The following is a 19,926-nucleotide window of genomic DNA, read 5'->3' as shown; positions in this document are numbered from 1 at the left end:
GCTGGGCCGGGGCGCCTGCGAACGGTGGGGTGCGTGCATGGCCGGGGACACGAACCGTGGGGGCGGCCGCCGGAGGGGCCGCCGTCAGACCAGCCGGACCGGTTTCTCCGGACGGACGCCCAGATGGCGCAGCCAGTCCCGCAGGGGCGTGGGGTCCCCCGTCTCTATGAGCGTGAGGACGCGGGGGCCGATGTCTGCCGCCCGTTCACCGCCGACGAGCAGGGACGGGCCGTCCAGCCAGTCGAGTCCGGGAACCGCCCCGGCGGTGTCCATCGCGGCGCAGCAGACCATCGCCGTGACATGGTCGGCCAGCAGCTCGCGACCGGTCCTGGGCGGCTGGAGGGGGAACAGCGGAAGCATCCGGTCGTCCCAGAGGTCGTGGTCGGAGCCCTGCTGCCCGGCGCTCCCGGCCGGCCGGGGCTTCGCCGGGGCGGACGCCTCCTCGCGGGCCAGTTCCGCGGTGAGCCGGGCCGCGAGGGCCGCCGAGCGCTCGTTCCCCACGGCGAGGTCGGGGTCGTCGCTCTCGGCGATGCCCATCTCCCCGTACGCCTCCGTCCGGTACTCGGCGAGGACGGCCAAGGGGGCCGCATCCGGGGCGGGCGTGGCTCCCGCCGCCACGGACAGGTGGTCGAGCACGCGGGCCAGGGTCGGTCCGTCCGCCTCGGGCAGCGCGGGGTCGGCGGGGTGGCGGACGCCGAGCGCGTCCAGGACCCGGTGGAGCCGGGCCGCGTCGGTGCGCCACGCGCGGTCGACGACCTCGTCCGGGTAGTCCTGCCAGTCGACCGGCGCCCAGTCGGGGCCGGCCTCGGCGGGACCGCCGTGGAAGAGCCGGGCGGCGAGCAGCGAAGCGGCCTCGTCCACCGTGCCGGGCTCTTCGAGCAGGTCGCAGGCGGGACGCTCGCCGAGACGGGAGGTGAAGCCCTCGGCGAGGCGGTCGCGGCGGGACAGCTCGGTCAGGGCCGCGACGACGCCCACGTCCAGCCGGGAGGGCCAGCGGCCCATCCGCCAGGCGGGCAGCGCGACCCGGGTCAGCAGACGGTCCCAGCCCGCGTACGCCAGGCCCACCTGTTCCTGGGCGACGATCCGCACGCCGTAGTCCACGGCCTGTGCACGCTCGGCCGACGCGGACGCCACGGCCCGCTCCATCTCCGCCGCGTGCCCCCGACAGCCGCGCAGCAGGAGCCGGGTGACCCAGCCGACTCCGGCCAGGACCGTGCGGGACAGCGGGCCGCGGCCGGGCGCCGAGGCCACGGCCACCGCCGCGTCCAGGCCTCGGACGAAGCGGCGGGCCGCGGCTATGTCCGGCTGCGCCGACGGGCCCGTACCGGCGACGACGGGGGCGAGGACCGCCCGCAGCTCGCCGACCCGCATCCACCACAGGAACGGGGAGCCGATGACGAGGACGGGGGCGGTGGCGTCCCGGGCGGCGCGGGCCGTCAGCGCGGTCACCGGGCCGCTTCCGGCCGGGCCTCGGCGCGGGCCGTCCGGCTCGTCCCCTCCGCCCGGGAAGAACCGGCCGAGGGCCCGGTGGGTGCGGTCCTCCAGCCAGCTGTCGCAGTCCGGGGTGAGCGCTATCGCCGACGGGGCCGGGACGTCGAGACGGTCGGCCAGGTCACGGACCATGCGGTAGAGATCGGGGGCCGATTCCTCGGAGATCGGGACCGTGGGGCTCGTCGCGGGCCGGGCACGGGCCACGACGAGCGCGATGCCCGCCGCCGCGAGAAGGACGAGGGCGGCGAACACCGTCACGATCCCTCCCGCGATTCCCCAGGGCGCACCGGTGATGCGGCCGGTGTAACCACCGACGAGCAGCACGACGGCCACGGCCGCGGGCAGCAGGGCGACGGCCAGCGCCCTGCTGCGGATGCGCAGCACAGCGAGAGCCCGGGAGCGCGCTGCCTGCGCGCCCGCCTCCACACCCATACCGGTCACGACCGGACGTCACCCCCTCTTGTCCGCCGGGCCCCGGCCCTGTCACTGCCGGTGCCGACGGATGCCCTGGCGTTGGTCACTCCCCCACTGTGGCACCCGCCGCCGACATCGCAATGCCGGTGGGCCAAGTGCCGGAATGCCTTCGCCGCACCCTAGTTGGGGCCCCGGCCCTCGTCAGCCGGATACGGCATCGGTCACCCGATGGAATGGCTCTGGGGAAAGGTGGATGACGGCAGACCCCGGACGGGCTTCCGGTTCCGTACAGAAACCCGCAGGTGGAAGGGCCTGGACGCAACAAGACAAAGCCCCAGATTCCGTACGGAGTCCGGGGCCCGGTGCTGCTATGGGGACCGTGGGCTATGCCTCGGCGGCCGCCTTCGCCGCGATGTCCGTGCGGTGCTGCGAACCGTCCAGACCGATGCGGGCGACAGCCGTGTAGGCGCGCTCGCGGGCCTCGGTGAGGCCGGATCCGATCGCTGTGACGGACAGCACACGGCCGCCCGCGCTCACCACCGCGCCGCCTTCGTGCCGGGTGCCGGCGTGCAGGACGTACGCGTGCGGGGCGTCCTCGGCCGCCACCTCGTCGAGCCCGGTGATCGGGTCGCCGGTGCGCGGGGTGTCGGGGTAGTTGTACGAGGCCACGACCACGGTGACCGCGGCCTTCTCGCTCCAGCGCAGCGGTTCGAGATCGGCGAGGGTGCCGTTCGCGGACGCCAGCAGGACACCGGCGAGCGGGGTCTGCAGCCGGGCGAGGACCACCTGGGTCTCGGGGTCGCCGAAGCGGGCGTTGAACTCGATGACCCGCACACCACGGCTGGTGATCGCCAGACCGGCGTACAGGAGTCCGGAGAACGGGGTGCCGCGGCGGCGCATCTCGTCGACGGTCGGCTGGAGGACGGTCTCCATGACCTCCTCGACGAGCTTCGGGTCCGCCCAGGGCAGCGGCGAGTACGCGCCCATGCCGCCGGTGTTCGGGCCCTCGTCGCCGTCCAGGGCGCGCTTGAAGTCCTGGGCGGGCTGGAGCGGGACGACGGTCGTGCCGTCGGTGATCGCGAAGAGGGAGACCTCGGGACCGTCGAGGAACTCCTCGATGACGACGCGGTCGCAGGCGTTGGCGTGCGCCCGCGCCGCTTCGAGGTCGTCGGTCACGACGACGCCCTTGCCGGCCGCCAGTCCGTCGTCCTTCACGACGTAGGGCGCTCCGAACGCGTCGAGCGCCTCCTCGACCTCCTCGGGCGTCACGCAGACGTAGGAGCGTGCCGTGGGGACGCCGGCACCCGCCATCACGTCCTTCGCGAACGCCTTGGAGCCCTCCAGCTGCGCCGCCTCCCCGGAGGGGCCGAAGCAGGGGATGCCCGCCGCGCGCACGGCGTCGGCGACACCGGCGACGAGCGGGGCCTCCGGGCCCACGACCACCAGTTCGGCGCCGAGCCGCGTGGCCAGCGCGGCCACGGCCGCGCCGTCGAGGGCGTCGACCGCGTGCAGTTCCGCCACCTCCGCGATCCCGGCGTTCCCGGGAGCGCAGTACAGGGCGGTGACGTCGGGGTCGAGGGACAGGGAGCGGCACAGGGCGTGTTCGCGGGCGCCACCACCGATGACAAGGACCTTCACGGGGTCAGCCTAACCGCCGCACGCGGGTGCCCTTGTAGGGGCTTCCGAAGCGACGGGGATACGGCCCTGGTGCGATCCTCCAGGAAACGGGGTCCCCGACGCACCGGGCGGTGGGGCCCCGGGCATGGGGCGGGGCGCGCTCCGGGCGTGCGCGGTGCGGCCCCGTGGCGCCGGACCGGCGACGTCCAGAGCCCGCGCGGCGACGTCTCGCGGCACACCGGGCGGACGCCGTCCAGAACCCGGCCGGTGGCGCCCCGCGCACCAGGCGGGCGGCGTTCAAGGCCGGGCGATGACATCCCCCGCACCGAGCGTGCGGCGCCCGGGACCAGAAACCGACCGGTGCCACTCCGCACCGGGCGGACGTCGTTCGAGGCCCGACCGTCGGCGCTCCGCGCACGGGGTGGGCGGCGTCCGGGGCCCGCCGGTGGCGCCCCGCGCACAGGGCGGGCGGCGTCCGGGACCCGGTCCGCCTCTCACTCGTTCGAGAACTCCTCGACCACCGTCGCGCCGAGTTCGCGGACGATCAGTTCGTGGCCCGAGAGGGCGGACTCGTCCAGGTCGGGGTCGTCGTCCTCGGGGGTGTCGTCCTCCGGGGCGACCGGCGGCGGCTCGTAGGCCGGGGCCTGAGCGGGCGCCGACATGCCCTGGGGCTGGGGACGGCCGGCGGACGGGCCGGACTGCGGGGCCGCGGGCCCGGAAGCCGGAGCGGACGACTGCTGGGGCGCGGGCCGCTGGCCGGCCGGAGCTCCGCCGTACCCACCGCCACCGCCGTAGCCGCCACCGCCACCGCCGCCGAACCCGCCGCCCGCCGGTGCGGGCGGCGGTGCCGAGCCGCCCGAGGCGTCCACGATCGCCTCGACCTTCCACTGCACGTTGAACTGCTCCGCGAGCGCCTGCCGCAGCACGTCCTCGCTGCCGCTGCTCGCGAAGTTGTCCCGGGCCCCGGCGTTGACGAAACCGATCTGCAGGGTCGTGCCGTCGAAGGCCGTGACCTGCGCGTTCTGGCTGAGCAGGATCCAGGTGAACCGGCGGCGGTTCTTCACCGCCTCCAGGATGTTCGGCCACAGCATGCGGGGATCGAGACCGCCCGCGGCCGGAGCGGCCGCCTGGGGCGTTCCCGGTGCGGCGGCGCCCGGAGCGGCGGGTGCGGCGGAGGGCGTCGGCGCCGACTCGGCCGGAGGGCGGCCACCGCCCGCCGGGGTCGCCGTGGGCCAGCCACCGGGGCGCCGGCCGCTGCCGGCCGCCGTGGCGGTGGGCCAGGCGCCGGGCGCGACCCCCGTGGGGGCGCCGGCCGGGGCCGCGGGCCGCTCGGGCGCCGCGGGAGCAGACGGGGGCGCGGACGTCGGTGCCGGGGCCGTGAAGGACGCGGCGGGCGCCACAGGCGTGACGGCAGCGGGCGTACCGGGCACCTCGCCCGGCACGGCGCCGGCGTTCTCCCCGCCGCCCCCTGCCCCGCGCCCTGCCCTGCGGCCGGTCCCGCTCCCCTGGCCGCGGCACGGGCCGCCGCCAGGCCTCCCCCGGGGGAAACGGGGGGAGCCGCGGGCCCGGCCGACGGGACGGGCGCCGCGCCGTGCGCCTCGGGTCCGGGCACGTAGCCCATGGCGGGGGCGGCTCCGCCGCCGGAGAAGTTCACCCCGCGCTCGATACGGTCGAGGCGGGCCATGACGGACCGCTCGTCCCTGTAGGCGGCGGGCAGCAGAACGCGGGCGCAGATGAGTTCGAGCTGGAGGCGCGGCGAGGTGGCCCCGCGCATCTCCGTCAGCCCTTCGTTGACGAGGTCGGCGGCACGGCTCAGTTCCGCGGCCCCGAAGACCCCGGCCTGCGCCTGCATGCGCTCCACCACGTCGACCGGGGCGTCGATGAGCCCCTTCTCCACCGCGTCCGGGACGGCCGCCAGGATCACCAGGTCCCGCAGCCGCTCCAGCAGGTCGGCGACGAAGCGCCGCGGGTCGTTGCCGCCCTCGATGACGGTGTCCACGACTTCGAAGGCCGCGGCGCCGTCCCCGGACGCGAACGCCTCGACGACGGCGTCCAGCAGGGAGCCGTCCGTGTAGCCGAGCAGCGAGGTCGCCATGGCGTACGTCACACCGTCGTCGGCGGCACCCGCCAGAAGCTGGTCCATCACGGACATGGAGTCACGCACGGACCCCGCGCCCGCCCGTACGACGAGGGGCAGCACACCGTCCGCGACGGGAATGCCCTCCTGCGTGCAGACCTCGCCCAGGTACTTGCGCAGGGTGCCCGGCGGCACGAGCCGGAACGGGTAGTGATGGGTCCGCGACCGGATCGTCCCGATGACCTTCTCGGGCTCGGTCGTGGCGAAGATGAACTTGAGGTGCTCCGGGGGCTCCTCGACGACCTTCAGCAGCGCGTTGAAGCCGGCCGGCGTGACCATGTGGGCCTCGTCGATGATGTAGATCTTGTAACGGCTGCTCGCGGGCCCGAAGAAGGCCTTTTCCCGCAGGTCACGGGCGTCGTCAACACCACCGTGCGAAGCGGCGTCGATCTCGATGACGTCGATCGAGCCCCGGCCGCTCCGGGCGAGGTCCTGGCAGGACTGGCACACACCGCACGGAGTGGGGGTGGGGCCCTGCTCGCAGTTCAGGCAGCGGGCCAGGATGCGCGCGCTCGTCGTCTTGCCGCACCCGCGCGGACCGCTGAACAGGTACGCGTGATTGACCCGGTTGTTCCGCAGCGCCTGCGACAACGGGTCGGTGACATGCTCCTGCCCGATGACCTCGGCGAACGACTCCGGGCGATAACGGCGGTACAGCGCGAGAGACGACACGTCTACGAGGTTATAGGCGCCCACCGACATCAAGGACCGCCCTGAGCGCATCCCGGGCGCGACCCCGGCGGCATCCGGTCCCCGGCCCGGGCGCCCACGGCCCGACGGCCGTCCGGGCGACCGCCCCGGAAACGCAAGCGCCCCCCACGCACCCGCCAGAGCCGACCTACCCTTGCTGCCTTCCGGCCCTGGGGGAGTTCAGTCAGATAGCGCCACGTGAGGGGCTCCGCAAAGAGTACAGGATGCCGGGGGTGGGGAACGAGTTCGCGAGCACTCCTCAACGTCTTGTATTGTTTGCCCCGGAGGATTCGCCTAGTGGCCTAGGGCGCACGCTTGGAAAGCGTGTTGGGGGCAACCCCTCACGAGTTCGAATCTCGTATCCTCCGCCAGTGCCTCACCGGGCACTAACGTCGAAGGGCCCCACCGCAAGGTGGGGCCCTTCGACGTGTTCTCAGCCCTCGTTGTCCTGGTTTTTGTCCACAAGGGGTGCCGAGGGTCCCCAGATCGCATCGGCAATCTTCCGGGCCACGTCCTTGAGCATGGCGTCCGGCACGTGGAGGTACCGCGCCCGCATGCGCGCCGACGTGCCCGGCTCCCATCCCATGATCTGGTCGATGACCCGGGCCGGGACACCGAGCAGCATGAGCACGGTGGCGGCGGTGTGCCGGGCGTCGTGGAGCCGGCCGTCCCGGACCCGCGCGTCCGCCAGGAGCCGCTTCCAGTCGTGATAGTCCGTGTTCGGGCTCAGCGGGCCCCCTAACGCCCGGGTGAACACGTAGTCAGACTCGGTCCACAGATTCCCAGCGGTCTTCCGCTCGCGCGCTTGTGCCTCCGCGTGCGAGCGGAGCATGGCGACCAGCGGGCCGGGCAGCGGTACCGCGCGCCGGCCCGCTCGGGATTTGGTGTTCTTGGTCTCACGCCGGACCTGGACCCGGTCCGGGCAGTACCCCGGCTTCCGGCCGCAGGGTGAGGCGTCCGGGCATCCGTGCTCGTACCTGGGACGCAGACGGTTCCGGCGCAGCTTCAGGTACTCGTTGTCCAGGTCCACGTCGGACCAGCGCAGACCGAGAGTCTCGCCCTGCCGCAGACCGAGCGCCAGGGCCAGCATCCAGCGAGCGCTGTTCCGACGCTTGTTCACTTCGAGCAGCAGGCTCTGCACCTCTTCCAGCGAGTAGGGCTCGACCTCGTCTTCCGCCTCTTCCATCCGCGGCGGCTTCGCCAACGCGGCGGCGTTCTTCGCCACGTGACCGCGCCGCGCCGCTTCACCCAGGGCGGTCCGGATGGTGCGGTGTGCTTGGTGAGCCGTACCGGCCTTGCTCCCGCTCTTCTGCATCCGGCGGTACAGGCTCTCCAGGTGCTCGGGCTCCAAGCGGTCGATGCGGTGCTTGCCGAGACCGGGCACGAGGTGGACGCGAACCGCTACCTCGTAGCCGTCGTAGGTGTTTTCGCTGATGACCGGCCTGGCGATGTTCTCGACCCAGTGCAGGAGCCACTTCTCGACCGTCCACGACTTGCCGGGCTGCTGCGCCGAACCCTCGTCGCGCTGCTTCTCAAGCTTCCGGACCTCGTCGACCAGTTCCTTGCGCGTCGGCCGGGTCAGGTGGCGGCGGTAGGGCGTCCCGTCGTCCTTGTAGCCCATCGGCACGCGGGCGTGCCAACGGCCGTCCTTCCCCAGGTAGATCGCTGATTCTCCATTGGCGCGGCGGGTGCGCTTCTTCTCTTCTGCCACTGGCAGGCTCCTGCTTCTTACGTGTCGGGATGGAGACAGGGCGGCAGGCTGTCCCGTTCGGGAGTGCCTGCCGCCCCGGTGTCGTCAAGCAGCTCGGCGAACCGCGCGTTGCCGTGCGACGTACGCGGCTGGCGCGTCGGCGGGGACACGCCGGAGGCGGCCGACGGGGATGGATTCCAGTTCGCCGGTGCGGATGAGGGCAAAGCATGTGGTCCGGCCGATGCGGAGTCGACGGGCGGCCTCCTCGACGGTGAGGAGCACGAGGGTGGGATCGAATGTGTCGGCGGGACGGGCCGTATCCATGCAGGAATCTCCTTGAGACAGAAGGAGCGGGCTCGGGGGGCCTCTCAGAAGTCCGCTACATCCGCTACACCGCTACATCGCAGGTCAGCGGGTGGTTTTTTGTAGCGGAGGGGTGGCGTGTAGCGGCTACGCCCGCGCTACCGGCTTGCGGGCGTAGCCGCTACACGCTTCGGTGCCGCTACAGATTCATGGCCTCTGAGCTGGGATGTAGCGGCGTAGCGGATGTAGCGGAGTTCTGGGGGGCGGGGCAGTAGCGGGCCCACGCGTCTTCCAGATCGGTGGCGTGGAAGCCCTTGAGGACTCCGCCGGCGGTGCGGATGTTGCGGGAGCGGATCGGCTCGTTGCCGGTCGTCATGTACTCCCCGACCATCCGGGACAGGCGCCGGTTGTCGAGCGGCTTGCCGTCCAGGTCTGCCCACGGTGCGTCGTCGAGGGCGTTGAGCCGGTCGAGGATGGCGATGGTGGGCAGGCGGTCGATGCCGATGAGGACGTGGTCGCGCAGGTCGGTCAGGAGCCGGATGCCGAGGCTGTGTTTGTCGGTGTACTGCGCGGCCCTGACGAGGGTCACGCAGGCCTCGCGGGCCCGGTCGGGCCAGTCCCCGCCGATGGCGTCGGCGATGGCGAGCAGGGGTTCCCATACGTCGGCGGGCCGGTCGGTGATGCCCTCGGGCATCTCGGGCCAGGCTCCGAGGACGAATCCACGGGTCTGCTCTGCCCACTCGGTGAGCCGGTCGCGCAGCTTGTTGCCCTGAGCCTCGTGAATGCGGGCTCGGAAGGCTTCCACGCGTTCATTGCGGGCCCTGCGCCGCATCCGGATGACGATGGAACGGGTCAGGATCGTGTCGGGCAGCGAGCCGAGTCCGGCGACCGCGACCGCGCAGTACGAGGGAAACGCCTGCACGCTCTGGTTACCGCCGTCGCCGATGCACCGGTACGTCACGCCGGTGCGACGGTGCCCGGCGTTGAGGAAGCCGCGCAGTTCCTCGTTGTCCCCTGCCTTGGGGCCGAAGATGGTGTCGATCTCGTCGAACAGGATCGTCGGCCGACCGTCGGCCCCGGACACGGCCCGGAACAGGGCGGCGGCGGACGCGTTGACGGCCACCATCGGGTGCGGCACGAGGGTTTCCACGATCTCCAACGCCCGGGACTTCCCCGACCCCGGCTCCGGGGACAGGAACGCGAGCCGCGGGGTGGAGTCGAAGCAGTCGAGCAGATGGGCGTGCGCGTCCCACAGCGTGACCGCGACGTATGCGGCTTCTGTGGGGAAGACGTTGAAGCGTCGGTGGAAGGCTTCCACCTCGTCGAGCAGCGCGGCGCCGTCGATGGTGTCGGTCATGCGGCGGCCCTCCCTTCCTGGGTGGTGCGGAGCGGGCAGGTTTCGCGGTGTGCTTCGTGGTCGGCGATCAGGGCCAGTACGCGCGGCCGGCCGACCGCGCTGCGGTCCCTGCCACACAGGCACTTCGAGGTGGCGGTCGGGATGGCGTCGCGCGGCGCGCAGATGGTGAGCCACGCGACCGCGTATCGGCCGTCGCCCGGGTGCGGGTCAGGGCGAACGGCAATGGGGACGCCTTCGGCGACGCCTTTCGGTTCGCCCACGGCCGTCGTGTCCACAGGCTGTGCAGCGGCGTGCGGGCCGTCCGGGGTGGTGGTGATGCTCTTCAGAGGGGAATGTGGGCGGGTGCTCATGCGGTCGCCCGGCGGGTCTGGTTGTGGGCGATGGACCAGTCGAGCGCGCTGCGCAGTGTGGAGCGGCACTCGGACGCGGACAGTCCGGCCGCCTCGCCCCCTGCCTGAAGAGCCTGCTCGACCACGTGTCGGGGGAGGTCGCCCCACGCGACGAACCGCCCCAACGCGCGGGCGGCACGGAACAACTTCGCCTCCCGCTCGCCGACTTGAGCGGAAGCCACGTTCCGCGTCTCGATGTCGAGCGCTACATCTGCATATCGGCGCGATTGCCCCGCTACGGCCACCGAGGGGGCCCGGGAGGGCTCGGGAGCCGGTTGCAGGATGCTTTGCAGCCACGAGGGCAGAGGGGCCGCCACGGGCCCGCACAGCGCCTCGTAGGCTCCCGCCGGGGTGGTGCTTCCCGCGGCGACGACGTATCCGCCCCATCCGCGGGTGTCGACCGAATCGGCAACCGTGCCTTGGGTGTTGGTCATCCGCACGCCGGATGGGGCGGTGAAGTACAGGTGGGTTCCGCCGCTCGCGGTCCGCACCCGGTAGGTGTCGGGGACGGCATGGCCGGCGCGCTCGCAGAGCGCTCGGAAGGTTGCCGCGCCGTCAGGCGCGTCCGAACTGCCCTTGTGCTCGGGCGTGTCCAGGTCGACGACCAGCAGCCCGGAAGGACCGGTGGCGATACCGACGTTGAACGGCGCCCACGACCAGGCGGCACGGATGCGGTCGGGGTCGGTCGTGGCGCGCTGCTCCCACTTCCGGTGCCCGTTCTCGCACGTGCCCGCCCCCGTGCACGTCCGCTCCCCATGCAGCGCGGGCAACTTGACGCCCGGACGGAGGGGGAAGACGTGCCAACCGCGTCCAGCGGCGGCCAGGGCCGCGTCCATCAGGTGCTCGCTCATGCCGCCACCTCCAGCGTGCGGGAGGTGAGGAACGCGCGGCCGATGAACTCGGTGTAGGCGGGCGGAATGGCCTCGGTCAGTTCCTCGCGGACGTCCGTCCAGTCGATGCCCATGGCCGCTTGCAGCTCCGGCACGGACGGCTTGCCGCCGCCGTTGCCGTAAGCGGCGACGTACGGGCCGTCGTGGAACTGCCCGTGCCGGTAGCCGCGGACTCGGCCCCGGTGCGAGACGTGCGCCGGCTGCTCGATGCTCCAGCCGCCCAACTCGAAGTTGCGGTGCCGGATGACGCCGAGCCCGAATATCTCGCCGCACAGCGTCAGGTCTTTACGGATGTCCGCGCGCCCGTTGGGCTGCTCGATCACGTACGGCAGCCCGGTCCGGTCGAGCAGGGCCCTGGTCGGCGCGACCATGTCCACGTGGGTACCACCCCATCCCTGGGACCGGTTGGTGCCCACGGTCAACGCGCACTTGTCCTGGCACGGCGGGGAGGCGTGCACAAACGCATACCGATGGATCTCACCTGAATCGATCAGGTGGGCGAGGCGCTGGAGCGCATCGCCCCGGTGGTAGGGGAAGGGGTAGTTCGGACGGTCGGCGATGTCCACGCCATCCACGGAGAACCCTGCGCTGGCGTACCCCATACCGGCGCCGCCAGCGCAGCAGAACAGGTCCAGTAGGCGGGTCAGGGGGTGCCTTCGCTCGATTTTTGAGGGCTGAGGCATGCCGAGTTTCTCCAGTTCGATGAGGAGTGTGTGAGACCCGAGAGACGGGGAGCGATCATTGGGATGAGATGGCGTACTTCAGGGGCTTCCCGGCTGATGCGTACGGCAGTTCCAGAGATGCCGTACCGGTAGGCCCTTCTCTTTTTCAAGATCCCGTGCCATGCTCTTCCGGGAGGGGACAGGTGTGTCCCTCAAAGCCCGCCAGCTGGCGGGCTTTTGTCGTTCCCGGACCAGATAGGCCCTTGAGCTGATGACGCTCAGGGGCCTTTGGCGTTTGCGTGAGGAGAGTGGAACCGAAGATGGAAACAGGGATCGTGGTCGCGTTCGCGGCAGTCGCGCTCGTGGCCCTTGTCCTCGGCACCGTGGCCCTATTGGGACTTCGCGCACTGAAGAAGTGCGACTCTCAAGACGTCCCGAAGGTGGTCAGGGAGATCACGGGTCTCGCTGCGACGTTTCAACGGTGGGTGCCCTGGAGCACACGTTCCACAGGAGGCGTGAACGAGAGGCCGGCATCCGTAGAAGAATCCTCAGGTCAGGAGGAACTCTGATGGCTCGACGGCGGTACCCCGGATTTCAGCCATGGTGCTATCAGCGGGTCGATGAAGAGAACGCCGCTTCTTCCCTGCAGGCAAGCCTCGTGGAGTGGCTGCCGATTCTCCTGCTGGAGGAGGAGCTATACATCCTCGGCCGCAGCCTTGCGGGTGACGACCTTCATGACCTAGCACAGCAGTCAGGTCAGTCATATGAGCGTGTAATCCCTACGCTCATCTCTGCCCGGCGAAAGGTCGCGCGACTTGTCCATCTCTGGAATGTAGGTGCGAATCCCAACCGGTGCGAATTCATGGAGAAGATGTTCGGGGAACAACTGGGTGCCGACAATCTGGATCGCCGCGTCTTGGTGCGACTCGAAGAACACATCGAACACTGCTTGACATGTAGGGCCGCCGCCGTAATCGGTGAATCCCTACCGGGAGCCAGGAAGGTGATTGCTGCGATCGCGGCTGTTCTTCCCGAAGACATGGACGATTCCCCGGGGGTGCGCTAGCTGTGAAAACGGTTGCGCTTGATGACGGCTTTGCGGATGTTGACCGTGGTCCCGCCGCGGTGGCCGCTCGCGCCGAAGATCTGTATGGCGATCCATCCGCCGAAGATGACGGCGGCGAGGGTGATCAGTTGGGTGATGAGCGCGGTGAGTGCGGCGATGAACGTCGTCAGCAGGATCAGCCCGCCGCACACGGCAGCGAACCCGACGCCGCCGAGGGCGATGTTCACGGCCGTCCGGGAGACGGGCGGCTTGGCCGTGACCGGTTCGGGCTGGACGGGGTTGATGGCGTAGCCGGTGACGACCCGCCCGTCGGGCAGGACGATGCTCGCGACCGCCGGGACGCTGCCCGGCTGCATGGGCACGTGGGGCGCCGGCGCCATGACAGCCGGGGCGAGCGGAACGGGTTGGTGGACTTCCACGGCGGTCACAGGGCGGCCGTGGGTGGGGTGTTCGGGGTACATGCGGAATCCCTTCCGGTGCGCGGTCAGGGAGGCGGAGTCACTCCCTTGCGGGGTGGCTGTGGAGGGGGTTTTCGGGGTCTGACCTGGGATGCCTCCCTGACTCCCTGATGGATCATTCGTGCAGCTCAAGGCCAGGGAGGCGGGGCAGGGAGGCGGTCAGGGAGTTCTCCCTGCCTCCCTGACCCGGGCGGGGCGGCTCCCTGTCATCCGTCGGCGGAAGCGGAACCGTCCGTGTCGCGGTTGGCGAGGGCGCGGGTGACGCGGTCGCGGCTGACGACCATGACGCCGTCGGACTTGTAGGGCTCCGCGCCGGCGTCGTCCAACACCCGCTTGAGGTCCAGGAACGACCAGCCGCCGTAGGCGTCCTCGTTCAGCGTGGCGAGCCGGGTGAGCACGTCCTTCGTTCGTACTCGCGGGGCGTCGCCGACGACGTTGGCGATGTCGGCGAGCGGGTCGCGGTCTTCGCCCCGGTCGATGACGGTGAGGGTGGTGACGCCGTCGCGCAGGGCCTTGGCGCGGTCGATGATGGCTTCGGCCGCGTCGTCGTCGACGTAGTGGGTGCGCACGGTGATGGACGACTGGCCCTTGGGGATGTCGATGCCGGACGACGCGACCACGAGCGTTCCCTGATCCAGCCCGGGGCGGAGCAGGTTCGGCGCCGCGCCGCCGTCGACCGCCTTGTCCCCGAGCGCCATCCGGGCCTGCGACTCGGTACCGAGGGCGAGGGCGGCGCGGGTGTGGGCGCCCTCGCGGACCAGCTTGGGCAGGTTCTGATCGGTGGGGTCCTGGGTGCCCTGCCACATCAGCACGTTCACCGCACGACCCTGGTTGTGAATCTTGCGGACCGCCATGAAGTACCGGGAGGTGGCCTTGGAACCGCCGTAGAACCGGCCCTCTTCGTCCTTGAGCGGGCACATGAACGCGACCTGCGCCTCATCGACCAGCACGATCAGCGCCGGGAACACGGTGCCGGGCGGCGCCATCAGGCGACGGTTCATCTCGCTCACGGCGCCTTCGACCATCTCGGTCACCTGGATCACGTGCTCATCGGTCGGCCCCTGGATCAGCGTGGTGGCGATGCCGTCGAACATGGCCCAGTCGCCGACGCCCTTGAGGTCGCCCATGAGGAACTGGACCGACTTGTCCAGCGCGAGCCACAGGGCCAGGGAGCGCAGGGCGACGGTCTTGCCCTGGTTCGACAACCCCGTGATCAGCAAGTGCCGCTGATACAGGCTGAGGGCCGCCGCGTCGCCGCGCAGGTCCTGGCCCCAGGGGGCGCGGCCCTTGGCGTAGTCGGCGGTCATCGTCTCGTCGGTGACCAGCGGGGACGGCCCGATCGGCTCGTCCAGCGCACCCGAGTCCGCCACCCACAGCCGGACCGTGCGGGCGGCCTGAGGGATGGTGATGAACACCTCGTGCTCGTGCCGGGTCAGGTTCTCGGCGAGCTTCCGGCGCCGGTTCTGCACCTCGATGGTGGACACCCCGGACGGAAGCGTGACGTCGACCTCGACGCCGCATCCGGCGATCCGGATCGGCCCGAGCATCGACGCGCCCGCGTCCCCCATGTCCTTGATGGCGTTGCGCAGGGCGGGCACGCCGAGGTCGCGCAGGGCCTTGACCACGATCGAGGGGGTGATCGGCTCTCCCTCGCTGTTGCGGACGTTCGCGGGGAGCGCCCACGCGGGTGCGGCTTGCTGGTGCTTGCCCACGCCCCATAAGGCGAGCAGGGCCAGGAACGGGCCGATCGCGAGGGCGGGACCCCAGACCACCTGAACGATGGTGATGATCAGGTTGATGAACTCGATCGTGGCCATCAGCGGGGTGACGACCTGCGTGACGTCCTTCGTCGCGATGGCCATCACGACCCCGAGGGCGACCAGTGACCCGACCCCCATGCCAGCACTCACGGCGACGCCCTTGGCCGCGTCGAGCGGGGAGTGGAGCAGGTCCATGCGGCGACGGTGGCGAGCCTCGCGGAAGTGCTGCCCCCGCTCCTCCCACTCCGCCGCCACCTCGTGATTCCCCGCAGCTTCAGCGGCCCGGAACATCCGCTCGTAGCGGGAGGCGGTCCGCCCGTCCCACGTCCGCCGCGCCGCGATCCGCGCCCCGCCGACGACGTACAGCGTGTGCCGGGCAACAGCGCGGGCGGTCGTCCTGGTCGTCTCGTGCGTGACCGCCGTACGGATGGCGCGTCCGGAACGGACCCACAGCGGAACGGGCGCGATCGGTGCCGGTTCGGGGACCACGGTCAACGTGGTCACGGTATCCGGCTCGGCCGTCGGTTCGGTGCTCTTGTGCAGGTGAACGACGTTCTCGCTCATGGTGAAACGGACTCCTGACTGCCCCGGATCGGGGTGAAAGTGATGAGGGGGAAGGCGGTGCGGGCTGGTGGCGCGGGCGTGCGTCACCACCAGCCGGAGGACTTCTTGGCGGCCTTGGCGCGGGCGGCTTCGGTGACGATGCGCTGACGCTCGATCTGCAACGCGGTCATCTCCGCGATCAGCCGCGTCTCCGCCGAGGTCGAGACCGACTCGATGCGGCTGTCGGCGCGGCCGGTGCTCTTGCCGCGCATGACCCGGTAGGAACCGCCCGCGACGGCGGCGAGCATCGCGCGGCGCTCGGAGCCGGTGAGCGGCCACAGTTCGCCGCGTCGGACCGCTTCGAGCTTGCGGTTCGTCTCGCGGATCGCCCGGTCAAAGCGGCGGGTGTCGGGCTTGCCCATGACTAGTCGGTCCTTCCGGCGTTGGGGGCGAGGATGAGGTGAATGTCGTCGAGCCGGCCGGTCGCGCCCTGGGACCCGAGCCACGCCGCGACTTCGCGGGTGACTCGGTCCCAGCAGAAGGAGACGGGGACGGTGACGGTGCCGTAGGCGAACGCGCGGCCCTCGCCGGGCACCGTCACCCAGGCATGCCACGCGTAGTCGAGCGTGCTGGTCACAGCAGAACTCCTCGGAGAAGTCGTGGTGTTCAGGCGGCGCGCTGGTCTTCGGGGTAGGCGCAGGGCACGCACATGCCGAGCGAGGCGGCGATGACGTAGCCCGCGTCGCGGTGGCAGGACGGGCAGGTGCGGCGGGCGGCGTTGGCCTTGGCCAGCGCCGCCCACTTCGCGGTGGTCATCGGTCGCACCGGTCGGGCCAGGTCGATCCGGTAGAGGTGAGCGACCAGCGGTCCACGACGGTGGCGCGGCCGTTCGAGCTGCGCCGCCACGGCCTGGCCGCCGGGTCGTAGTCCGCGCGCCCTCAGTTGGCGGCGGGTGGCGTAGCCGTCCGGGGCAAGGCGCCACCGGAACACCGGCAGCGCGCCCATCACGCCACGCGCTTCCATGCGGCCCGGAGGCGGACCTCGGACGCGGAGTGGCCGGCCGTACGGAAGCGGGTCGCCATCTCCCGGTAGGACAGGGCGGGAACGCGGCTGGTACGGATCTCGTCCACGAGCGCGTCAAGTTCGGCGTCGGTGAGAGCCGGGCCTGATTCCAGTGCAGTGAGTAGCTCGGTGGGCCCCCAGACGGGGAGTTCCCATCGGGGTGTGACGTCGGGTGTGACGCGGTTCGTCACGCTGGTCAGTGCCCTGCCCGTGTCCTCGCCGGATCGGGCCGCTTCCAGCGTCGACCAGGCGGCGGAGAGCCGTTTGGCGGTGTCGGCCTGGACGCGGGCGACGCGCGCGCCGGCCTGCGTCACGGCCGTCAGCCGGGTCTCCTCCGTCGTGGCTTCCGCCCGCAGTCGGGCACGCGCCACGGCCGCTTCGTCTCGGGCTTCCTGCTGGATACCGGTGATGGCGGTCAGCGCGGCCGGGGTGAGTGCAGTCCGCTCCCACAACCCGTGCACCAGCCACAGTGCCTTCGCCGCGAGCGGCAGCCACGCCACCGCCAGCCACGCGCCCGTGTCCGCCTCGGCGGTCAGCGCGTGGGCGACCAGGACGCCGGTGGCGAGCAGACCGAACGACCAGCCGACCGCCGTCACGGCGGCGGAGTGGTCGCCCTGCGCGGCGAGGCGCCGTTCGTAGGCGAGGGTGGCGAGCCATCCCCCGTCGATGCCCAGGCCGACCACGAGCGCGACCAGCCACGGCATCGCCGTACCCAGCCACATCACGACCACGGCCAAGGTGAGGACCATGGACACCGCCGTCATCGCGACGGCGGGCAGAGCGGTCGGGCGTGCCATCACGCCACCCCCGCGGGCATCCGAGCGCCGTCGGGCACCTGCGTATAGCCGGTCAACTCGATGTCCGCGCCGCCGTACTCGGTCCGTGCGTTCAACACGCCGGTGCAGTGGTCGCACTGCACGTGGAAGTCGACCACGTCCGGGGCGATACCGAGCGCCGTCCGCCATGCCTCGAACGCGGTGAACCCGCCCTGCGACGCATGCACCGACAGCCTCAGCCGGTCCGGGTAGATCGCGCTCACGTCGACCACCGGGGCCGGCAGGTCGGGGAAGTCGACCGCCAGCAGCCGCAGCGCCCGCAGCGGTGCCGCCAGGGCGTCCAGTGTGAGGATGGCGCTCATGCCGCACCCCCCGCCGGGATCGTGCCGGCCGTGCGGTTGGTCAGCTTGGCCCGTTCGGCGAGGACGCGGGCCAGGGCCCGGCGCACCCGGCGGGTGTCGACGTCGTTGGGGGCGTGGTCCATGGCGATGATCTGCGCGTCGATCAGGTCGACGTCCGCCAGGATCAGCGGCATCTCCAACTCGATCGCGTCCAGCTCCGCGTTCGTCGGCTCCATGAAGTCGGCGAACGCGGTAACAGCTTCCTGAACAGTGACGATGGGGTTCATTGGGTCGTGTTCCTCTCAGGCAGGAACGGCCCGAACAGCGGCCCCGGTGTTCCAGCACCGGGGCCGCGCGCCGTTGAAGTCGGTAGATCCGGCTCCCCTCGACGCTGCTCGTACGAGACGAGCAGCGGAGGCAACCGGCCGCAGCGGATGAGCTGCGAAAAGGTCGATGCGCGCTGTGCTCGTGCGCGGGACCAGAACCCGCGCACGCCGCCCTCTTGCTTGCAGAGGTGGGGCGGTCTCCCTCAGCACGCTGTTGAGTTTTCAAGGCACTGTCGCTGCCGGCGAGCGCGGTAACCCCTGGTCAGAGGTGCTCCCGTCTTCACGGGACCCGCCGGGCGCTGCCAGTGCAGGCAGCGAACACTCAATGGTATTGCACCACCTGCTCAGCTTGTTGGTACAAGCTGACATAGCGATGCTGCACCCACGGACAGTGAGGCGTCAAGAGGGTTGGGCTACATGTACCAACAAGTTGCGCGAGTGCGTCATGATGGGGGCTATGACCAAGCAGCCGAAGTACCGGCAAGTCGCGGACATCCTGCGTCGCGAGATCGACAACGGCACCTATGCGCCGGGCGCGCGGCTGCCTTCCGAGAACGACTTGCAGCAGCGGTTCGACGCGTCGAGGAACACCGTCCGCAACGGACTAAGCCTGCTGGTCAGTGAAGGGCTGATCGCGTCCAGCCAGGGGCTCGGATATGAGGTCAAGTCGCACGAGGTCTTCGAACTGAACGCGTCGCGGTTCGAGGATCTGACCTTCCCGCAGAACGGGGACGCCTACAGCACCGACGTGACGAACGCTGGTCGTCGGCCGCATCAGACGTTCCGCGTAGAGATGCTCCCGGCTTCGGCTGATGTCGCTGCGCGGCTCAAGGTGCCGGCAGGAACGAAAGCTGTATTGCGGTTCTGTCATCGCTATGTGGACGACGTGCCCTGGTCCACGCAGGCGACCTACTATCCGTCCTGGCTGGTCGAAGCGTCACCGCGACTGGCAGAGCCGGGCGACATAGAGGAAGGCACGACTCGATACCTCGCCGCGCGCGGTATCGAGCAGGTCGGGTACTTCGACGAGATCGCCGCTCGGATGCCGACACCGGAGGAAGCGCGACTTCTGGAGATCGGAGCTGGAGTACCAGTGATGATCTGGACGCGTACCGGCTACTCGGCAGACCGTCCGATCCGGTGCACGATCACGACGTTCCGAGGGGACCTGAACCGCATGAACTACGAGATCGGCGAGCTGTCCGCCCGAAACGAGAACGCGTGATCATCACTCTTGCAGAGCCACACGACGTGGCCAAGCTGCTTGCCTTTCGCGAGGAAGCGGCAGCTTGGTTGCGGGGTCTCGGGTCCGATCAGTGGAGCCGTCCGTACCCCGCAACCAAGCTGTTGGCCACGATCGAGGCGAACACCGTGTTCATGCTCCGGGACGGGCATACGACCGCTGGCACGATCACGCTCACCCCAGACGCCGAAGAGGGGCTATGGACAGACGGCGAGCTGACCGAACCGTCGATGTTCGTCAACAAGCTCACCATCGCCCGTGAGTACTCCGGGCAGGACCTTGGGGGACGGCTGCTCGACTGGGCCGGCGACCGTGCGGAGCGGGCGGGCGCGCGATGGCTCCGCTTGGACGCTTGGACGACGAACGAGGGGCTCCAGCAGTACTACCTCGCGCACGGCTTCACGTACGTTCGTACCGCCCGCGAGGGCACGGCAGTGAACGGCGGACCCCGCGTCTCCGGGTGGCTCGCGCAGCGAGCGGCACGGTCGGCTGATCATGGGTTCACAGACCGTACGCCTGCACCTGAGAGGCTTCGGTTTGCGGCTTGAACGTTGCCCTTGTTTCCTCATACGTGAGGAGCAGGTCCTACAGATGACTCGCCTAATCTCGCGCTTCACCAAAGCGGGTAGATCAACTCCGATGCCGACTGCTCACCCGCGCATATACGCGCGCTCGACATGGAACCCGTAAAGCGACCACGGCGTCCCTAGT

Annotated in this window: 21 protein-coding genes, 1 tRNA gene and 1 other RNA gene; 4 read left to right on the top strand and 19 right to left on the bottom strand. The window is 70.7% G+C overall.

Features of this window, described 5'->3' with window-relative positions:
- Nucleotides 1-84 precede the first annotated feature (84 nt).
- The 5 genes from OG780_RS22080 to ffs form a co-directional block, all read right to left on the bottom strand.
- The gene (locus OG780_RS22080; RefSeq protein ID WP_328458297.1) at nucleotides 85-1,923 is read right to left on the bottom strand and encodes a hypothetical protein; all 1,839 of its coding nucleotides are present in this window, start codon (nucleotides 1,921-1,923) and stop codon (nucleotides 85-87) included.
- Nucleotides 1,924-2,289: 366 nt separating this feature from the next.
- Nucleotides 2,290-3,543, bottom strand: coding sequence for a phosphoribosylamine--glycine ligase (gene purD / locus OG780_RS22075; protein WP_328450750.1), 1,254 nt, complete (start codon nucleotides 3,541-3,543; stop codon nucleotides 2,290-2,292).
- A 473-nt stretch (nucleotides 3,544-4,016) separates the two neighbouring features.
- Nucleotides 4,017-4,613: a hypothetical protein gene (locus OG780_RS22070; protein WP_328450748.1), complete on the bottom strand. Its 597-nt coding sequence runs from the start codon at nucleotides 4,611-4,613 to the stop codon at nucleotides 4,017-4,019.
- Nucleotides 4,583-6,331 carry a DNA polymerase III subunit gamma and tau gene (locus tag OG780_RS22065; RefSeq protein ID WP_328450746.1) on the bottom strand — a complete coding sequence of 583 codons (1,749 nt, stop codon included), beginning with the start codon at nucleotides 6,329-6,331 and terminating at the stop codon, nucleotides 4,583-4,585. Before OG780_RS22065 ends, OG780_RS22070 begins: the two co-directional genes overlap by 31 nt.
- Before the next feature lie 130 nt (nucleotides 6,332-6,461).
- Nucleotides 6,462-6,560: signal recognition particle sRNA small type (gene ffs / locus OG780_RS22060), an RNA gene on the bottom strand.
- A gap of 72 nt (nucleotides 6,561-6,632) precedes the next feature.
- Between ffs and OG780_RS22055 the strand changes: the two genes are divergently transcribed.
- Nucleotides 6,633-6,720, top strand: a tRNA-Ser gene (locus OG780_RS22055).
- 62 nt (nucleotides 6,721-6,782) lie between these two features.
- Here the strand turns inward: OG780_RS22055 and OG780_RS22050 are convergent.
- From OG780_RS22050 to OG780_RS22025, 6 genes are all read right to left on the bottom strand, one after another.
- Complete coding sequence (locus OG780_RS22050; protein WP_328450744.1) at nucleotides 6,783-8,060, bottom strand: tyrosine-type recombinase/integrase; 1,278 nt, start codon at nucleotides 8,058-8,060, stop codon at nucleotides 6,783-6,785.
- Nucleotides 8,061-8,144: 84 nt separating this feature from the next.
- Nucleotides 8,145-8,363: an excisionase family DNA-binding protein gene (locus tag OG780_RS22045; protein ID WP_328450742.1), complete on the bottom strand. Its 219-nt coding sequence runs from the start codon at nucleotides 8,361-8,363 to the stop codon at nucleotides 8,145-8,147.
- 178 nt (nucleotides 8,364-8,541) lie between these two features.
- Entirely contained in the window at nucleotides 8,542-9,699 is a 1,158-nt protein-coding gene (locus OG780_RS22040) for a DUF3631 domain-containing protein (RefSeq protein ID WP_328450740.1), read from the bottom strand.
- A complete protein-coding gene (locus tag OG780_RS22035; RefSeq protein WP_328450738.1) occupies nucleotides 9,696-10,049 on the bottom strand; it encodes a hypothetical protein in 354 nt (117 codons plus the stop codon). The genes OG780_RS22040 and OG780_RS22035 overlap by 4 nt, the downstream gene beginning before the upstream one ends.
- Nucleotides 10,046-10,939, bottom strand: a complete 894-nt coding sequence (locus OG780_RS22030; protein ID WP_328450736.1) for a bifunctional DNA primase/polymerase — start codon at nucleotides 10,937-10,939, stop codon at nucleotides 10,046-10,048. Before OG780_RS22030 ends, OG780_RS22035 begins: the two co-directional genes overlap by 4 nt.
- Nucleotides 10,936-11,661, bottom strand: a complete 726-nt coding sequence (locus tag OG780_RS22025; protein WP_328450734.1) for a DNA methylase — start codon at nucleotides 11,659-11,661, stop codon at nucleotides 10,936-10,938. Before OG780_RS22025 ends, OG780_RS22030 begins: the two co-directional genes overlap by 4 nt.
- Nucleotides 11,662-12,121: 460 nt before the next feature.
- Between OG780_RS22025 and OG780_RS22020 the strand changes: the two genes are divergently transcribed.
- Entirely contained in the window at nucleotides 12,122-12,706 is a 585-nt protein-coding gene (locus OG780_RS22020) for a hypothetical protein (RefSeq protein ID WP_328450732.1), read from the top strand.
- On the opposite strand, the gene OG780_RS22015 is transcribed toward OG780_RS22020, so the two are convergent.
- From OG780_RS22015 to OG780_RS21980, 8 genes are all read right to left on the bottom strand, one after another.
- Nucleotides 12,703-13,167: a hypothetical protein gene (locus tag OG780_RS22015; RefSeq protein WP_328450730.1), complete on the bottom strand. Its 465-nt coding sequence runs from the start codon at nucleotides 13,165-13,167 to the stop codon at nucleotides 12,703-12,705. The two genes, OG780_RS22020 and OG780_RS22015, sit on opposite strands and share 4 nt — an antisense overlap.
- Before the next feature lie 203 nt (nucleotides 13,168-13,370).
- Entirely contained in the window at nucleotides 13,371-15,488 is a 2,118-nt protein-coding gene (locus OG780_RS22010; protein WP_328450728.1) for an FtsK/SpoIIIE domain-containing protein, read from the bottom strand.
- Between the two features lie 83 nt (nucleotides 15,489-15,571).
- Nucleotides 15,572-15,889: a hypothetical protein gene (locus OG780_RS22005; protein WP_328450726.1), complete on the bottom strand. Its 318-nt coding sequence runs from the start codon at nucleotides 15,887-15,889 to the stop codon at nucleotides 15,572-15,574.
- A 2-nt stretch (nucleotides 15,890-15,891) separates the two neighbouring features.
- Nucleotides 15,892-16,104, bottom strand: coding sequence for a hypothetical protein (locus tag OG780_RS22000; protein WP_328450724.1), 213 nt, complete (start codon nucleotides 16,102-16,104; stop codon nucleotides 15,892-15,894).
- 29 nt (nucleotides 16,105-16,133) lie between these two features.
- Nucleotides 16,134-16,472 carry an RRQRL motif-containing zinc-binding protein gene (locus OG780_RS21995; protein ID WP_328458295.1) on the bottom strand — a complete coding sequence of 113 codons (339 nt, stop codon included), beginning with the start codon at nucleotides 16,470-16,472 and terminating at the stop codon, nucleotides 16,134-16,136.
- Nucleotides 16,472-17,326 carry a protein spdB gene (locus tag OG780_RS21990; RefSeq protein ID WP_328450722.1) on the bottom strand — a complete coding sequence of 285 codons (855 nt, stop codon included), beginning with the start codon at nucleotides 17,324-17,326 and terminating at the stop codon, nucleotides 16,472-16,474. Before OG780_RS21990 ends, OG780_RS21995 begins: the two co-directional genes overlap by 1 nt.
- Nucleotides 17,326-17,667 carry a hypothetical protein gene (locus tag OG780_RS21985; RefSeq protein WP_328450720.1) on the bottom strand — a complete coding sequence of 114 codons (342 nt, stop codon included), beginning with the start codon at nucleotides 17,665-17,667 and terminating at the stop codon, nucleotides 17,326-17,328. The genes OG780_RS21990 and OG780_RS21985 overlap by 1 nt, the downstream gene beginning before the upstream one ends.
- Entirely contained in the window at nucleotides 17,664-17,933 is a 270-nt protein-coding gene (locus tag OG780_RS21980; RefSeq protein ID WP_328450718.1) for a DUF6284 family protein, read from the bottom strand. The genes OG780_RS21985 and OG780_RS21980 overlap by 4 nt, the downstream gene beginning before the upstream one ends.
- A 496-nt stretch (nucleotides 17,934-18,429) precedes the next feature.
- Between OG780_RS21980 and OG780_RS21975 the strand changes: the two genes are divergently transcribed.
- Together OG780_RS21975 and OG780_RS21970 are read left to right on the top strand one after the other, a co-directional pair.
- Nucleotides 18,430-19,197, top strand: coding sequence for a GntR family transcriptional regulator (locus tag OG780_RS21975; RefSeq protein ID WP_328450716.1), 768 nt, complete (start codon nucleotides 18,430-18,432; stop codon nucleotides 19,195-19,197).
- Nucleotides 19,194-19,763 carry a GNAT family N-acetyltransferase gene (locus tag OG780_RS21970; RefSeq protein ID WP_328450714.1) on the top strand — a complete coding sequence of 190 codons (570 nt, stop codon included), beginning with the start codon at nucleotides 19,194-19,196 and terminating at the stop codon, nucleotides 19,761-19,763. The genes OG780_RS21975 and OG780_RS21970 overlap by 4 nt, the downstream gene beginning before the upstream one ends.
- Nucleotides 19,764-19,926 lie beyond the last annotated feature (163 nt).

The organism is Streptomyces sp. NBC_00386 (assembly GCF_036063235.1).
GTDB lineage: Bacteria > Actinomycetota > Actinomycetes > Streptomycetales > Streptomycetaceae > Streptomyces.
The sequence above is the reverse complement of the archived record's forward strand: the minus strand, read 5'-3'. Positions and strand labels throughout refer to the sequence as shown.

Coding starts and splice junctions, on each gene's coding strand:
- OG780_RS22080 (WP_328458297.1), bottom strand. CDS start 1,923: ATGGGTGTGGAGGCGGGCGCGCAGGCAGCGCGCTCCCGGGCTCTCGCT.
- OG780_RS22070 (WP_328450748.1), bottom strand. CDS start 4,613: ATGCTGTGGCCGAACATCCTGGAGGCGGTGAAGAACCGCCGCCGGTTC.
- OG780_RS22045 (WP_328450742.1), bottom strand. CDS start 8,363: ATGGATACGGCCCGTCCCGCCGACACATTCGATCCCACCCTCGTGCTC.
- OG780_RS22040 (WP_328450740.1), bottom strand. CDS start 9,699: ATGACCGACACCATCGACGGCGCCGCGCTGCTCGACGAGGTGGAAGCC.
- OG780_RS22035 (WP_328450738.1), bottom strand. CDS start 10,049: ATGAGCACCCGCCCACATTCCCCTCTGAAGAGCATCACCACCACCCCG.
- OG780_RS22030 (WP_328450736.1), bottom strand. CDS start 10,939: ATGAGCGAGCACCTGATGGACGCGGCCCTGGCCGCCGCTGGACGCGGT.
- OG780_RS22025 (WP_328450734.1), bottom strand. CDS start 11,661: ATGCCTCAGCCCTCAAAAATCGAGCGAAGGCACCCCCTGACCCGCCTA.
- OG780_RS22015 (WP_328450730.1), bottom strand. CDS start 13,167: ATGTACCCCGAACACCCCACCCACGGCCGCCCTGTGACCGCCGTGGAA.
- OG780_RS22010 (WP_328450728.1), bottom strand. CDS start 15,488: ATGAGCGAGAACGTCGTTCACCTGCACAAGAGCACCGAACCGACGGCC.
- OG780_RS22005 (WP_328450726.1), bottom strand. CDS start 15,889: ATGGGCAAGCCCGACACCCGCCGCTTTGACCGGGCGATCCGCGAGACG.
- OG780_RS21995 (WP_328458295.1), bottom strand. CDS start 16,472: ATGGGCGCGCTGCCGGTGTTCCGGTGGCGCCTTGCCCCGGACGGCTAC.
- OG780_RS21990 (WP_328450722.1), bottom strand. CDS start 17,326: ATGGCACGCCCGACCGCTCTGCCCGCCGTCGCGATGACGGCGGTGTCC.
- OG780_RS21985 (WP_328450720.1), bottom strand. CDS start 17,667: ATGAGCGCCATCCTCACACTGGACGCCCTGGCGGCACCGCTGCGGGCG.
- OG780_RS21980 (WP_328450718.1), bottom strand. CDS start 17,933: ATGAACCCCATCGTCACTGTTCAGGAAGCTGTTACCGCGTTCGCCGAC.
- OG780_RS21975 (WP_328450716.1), top strand. CDS start 18,430: ATGACCAAGCAGCCGAAGTACCGGCAAGTCGCGGACATCCTGCGTCGC.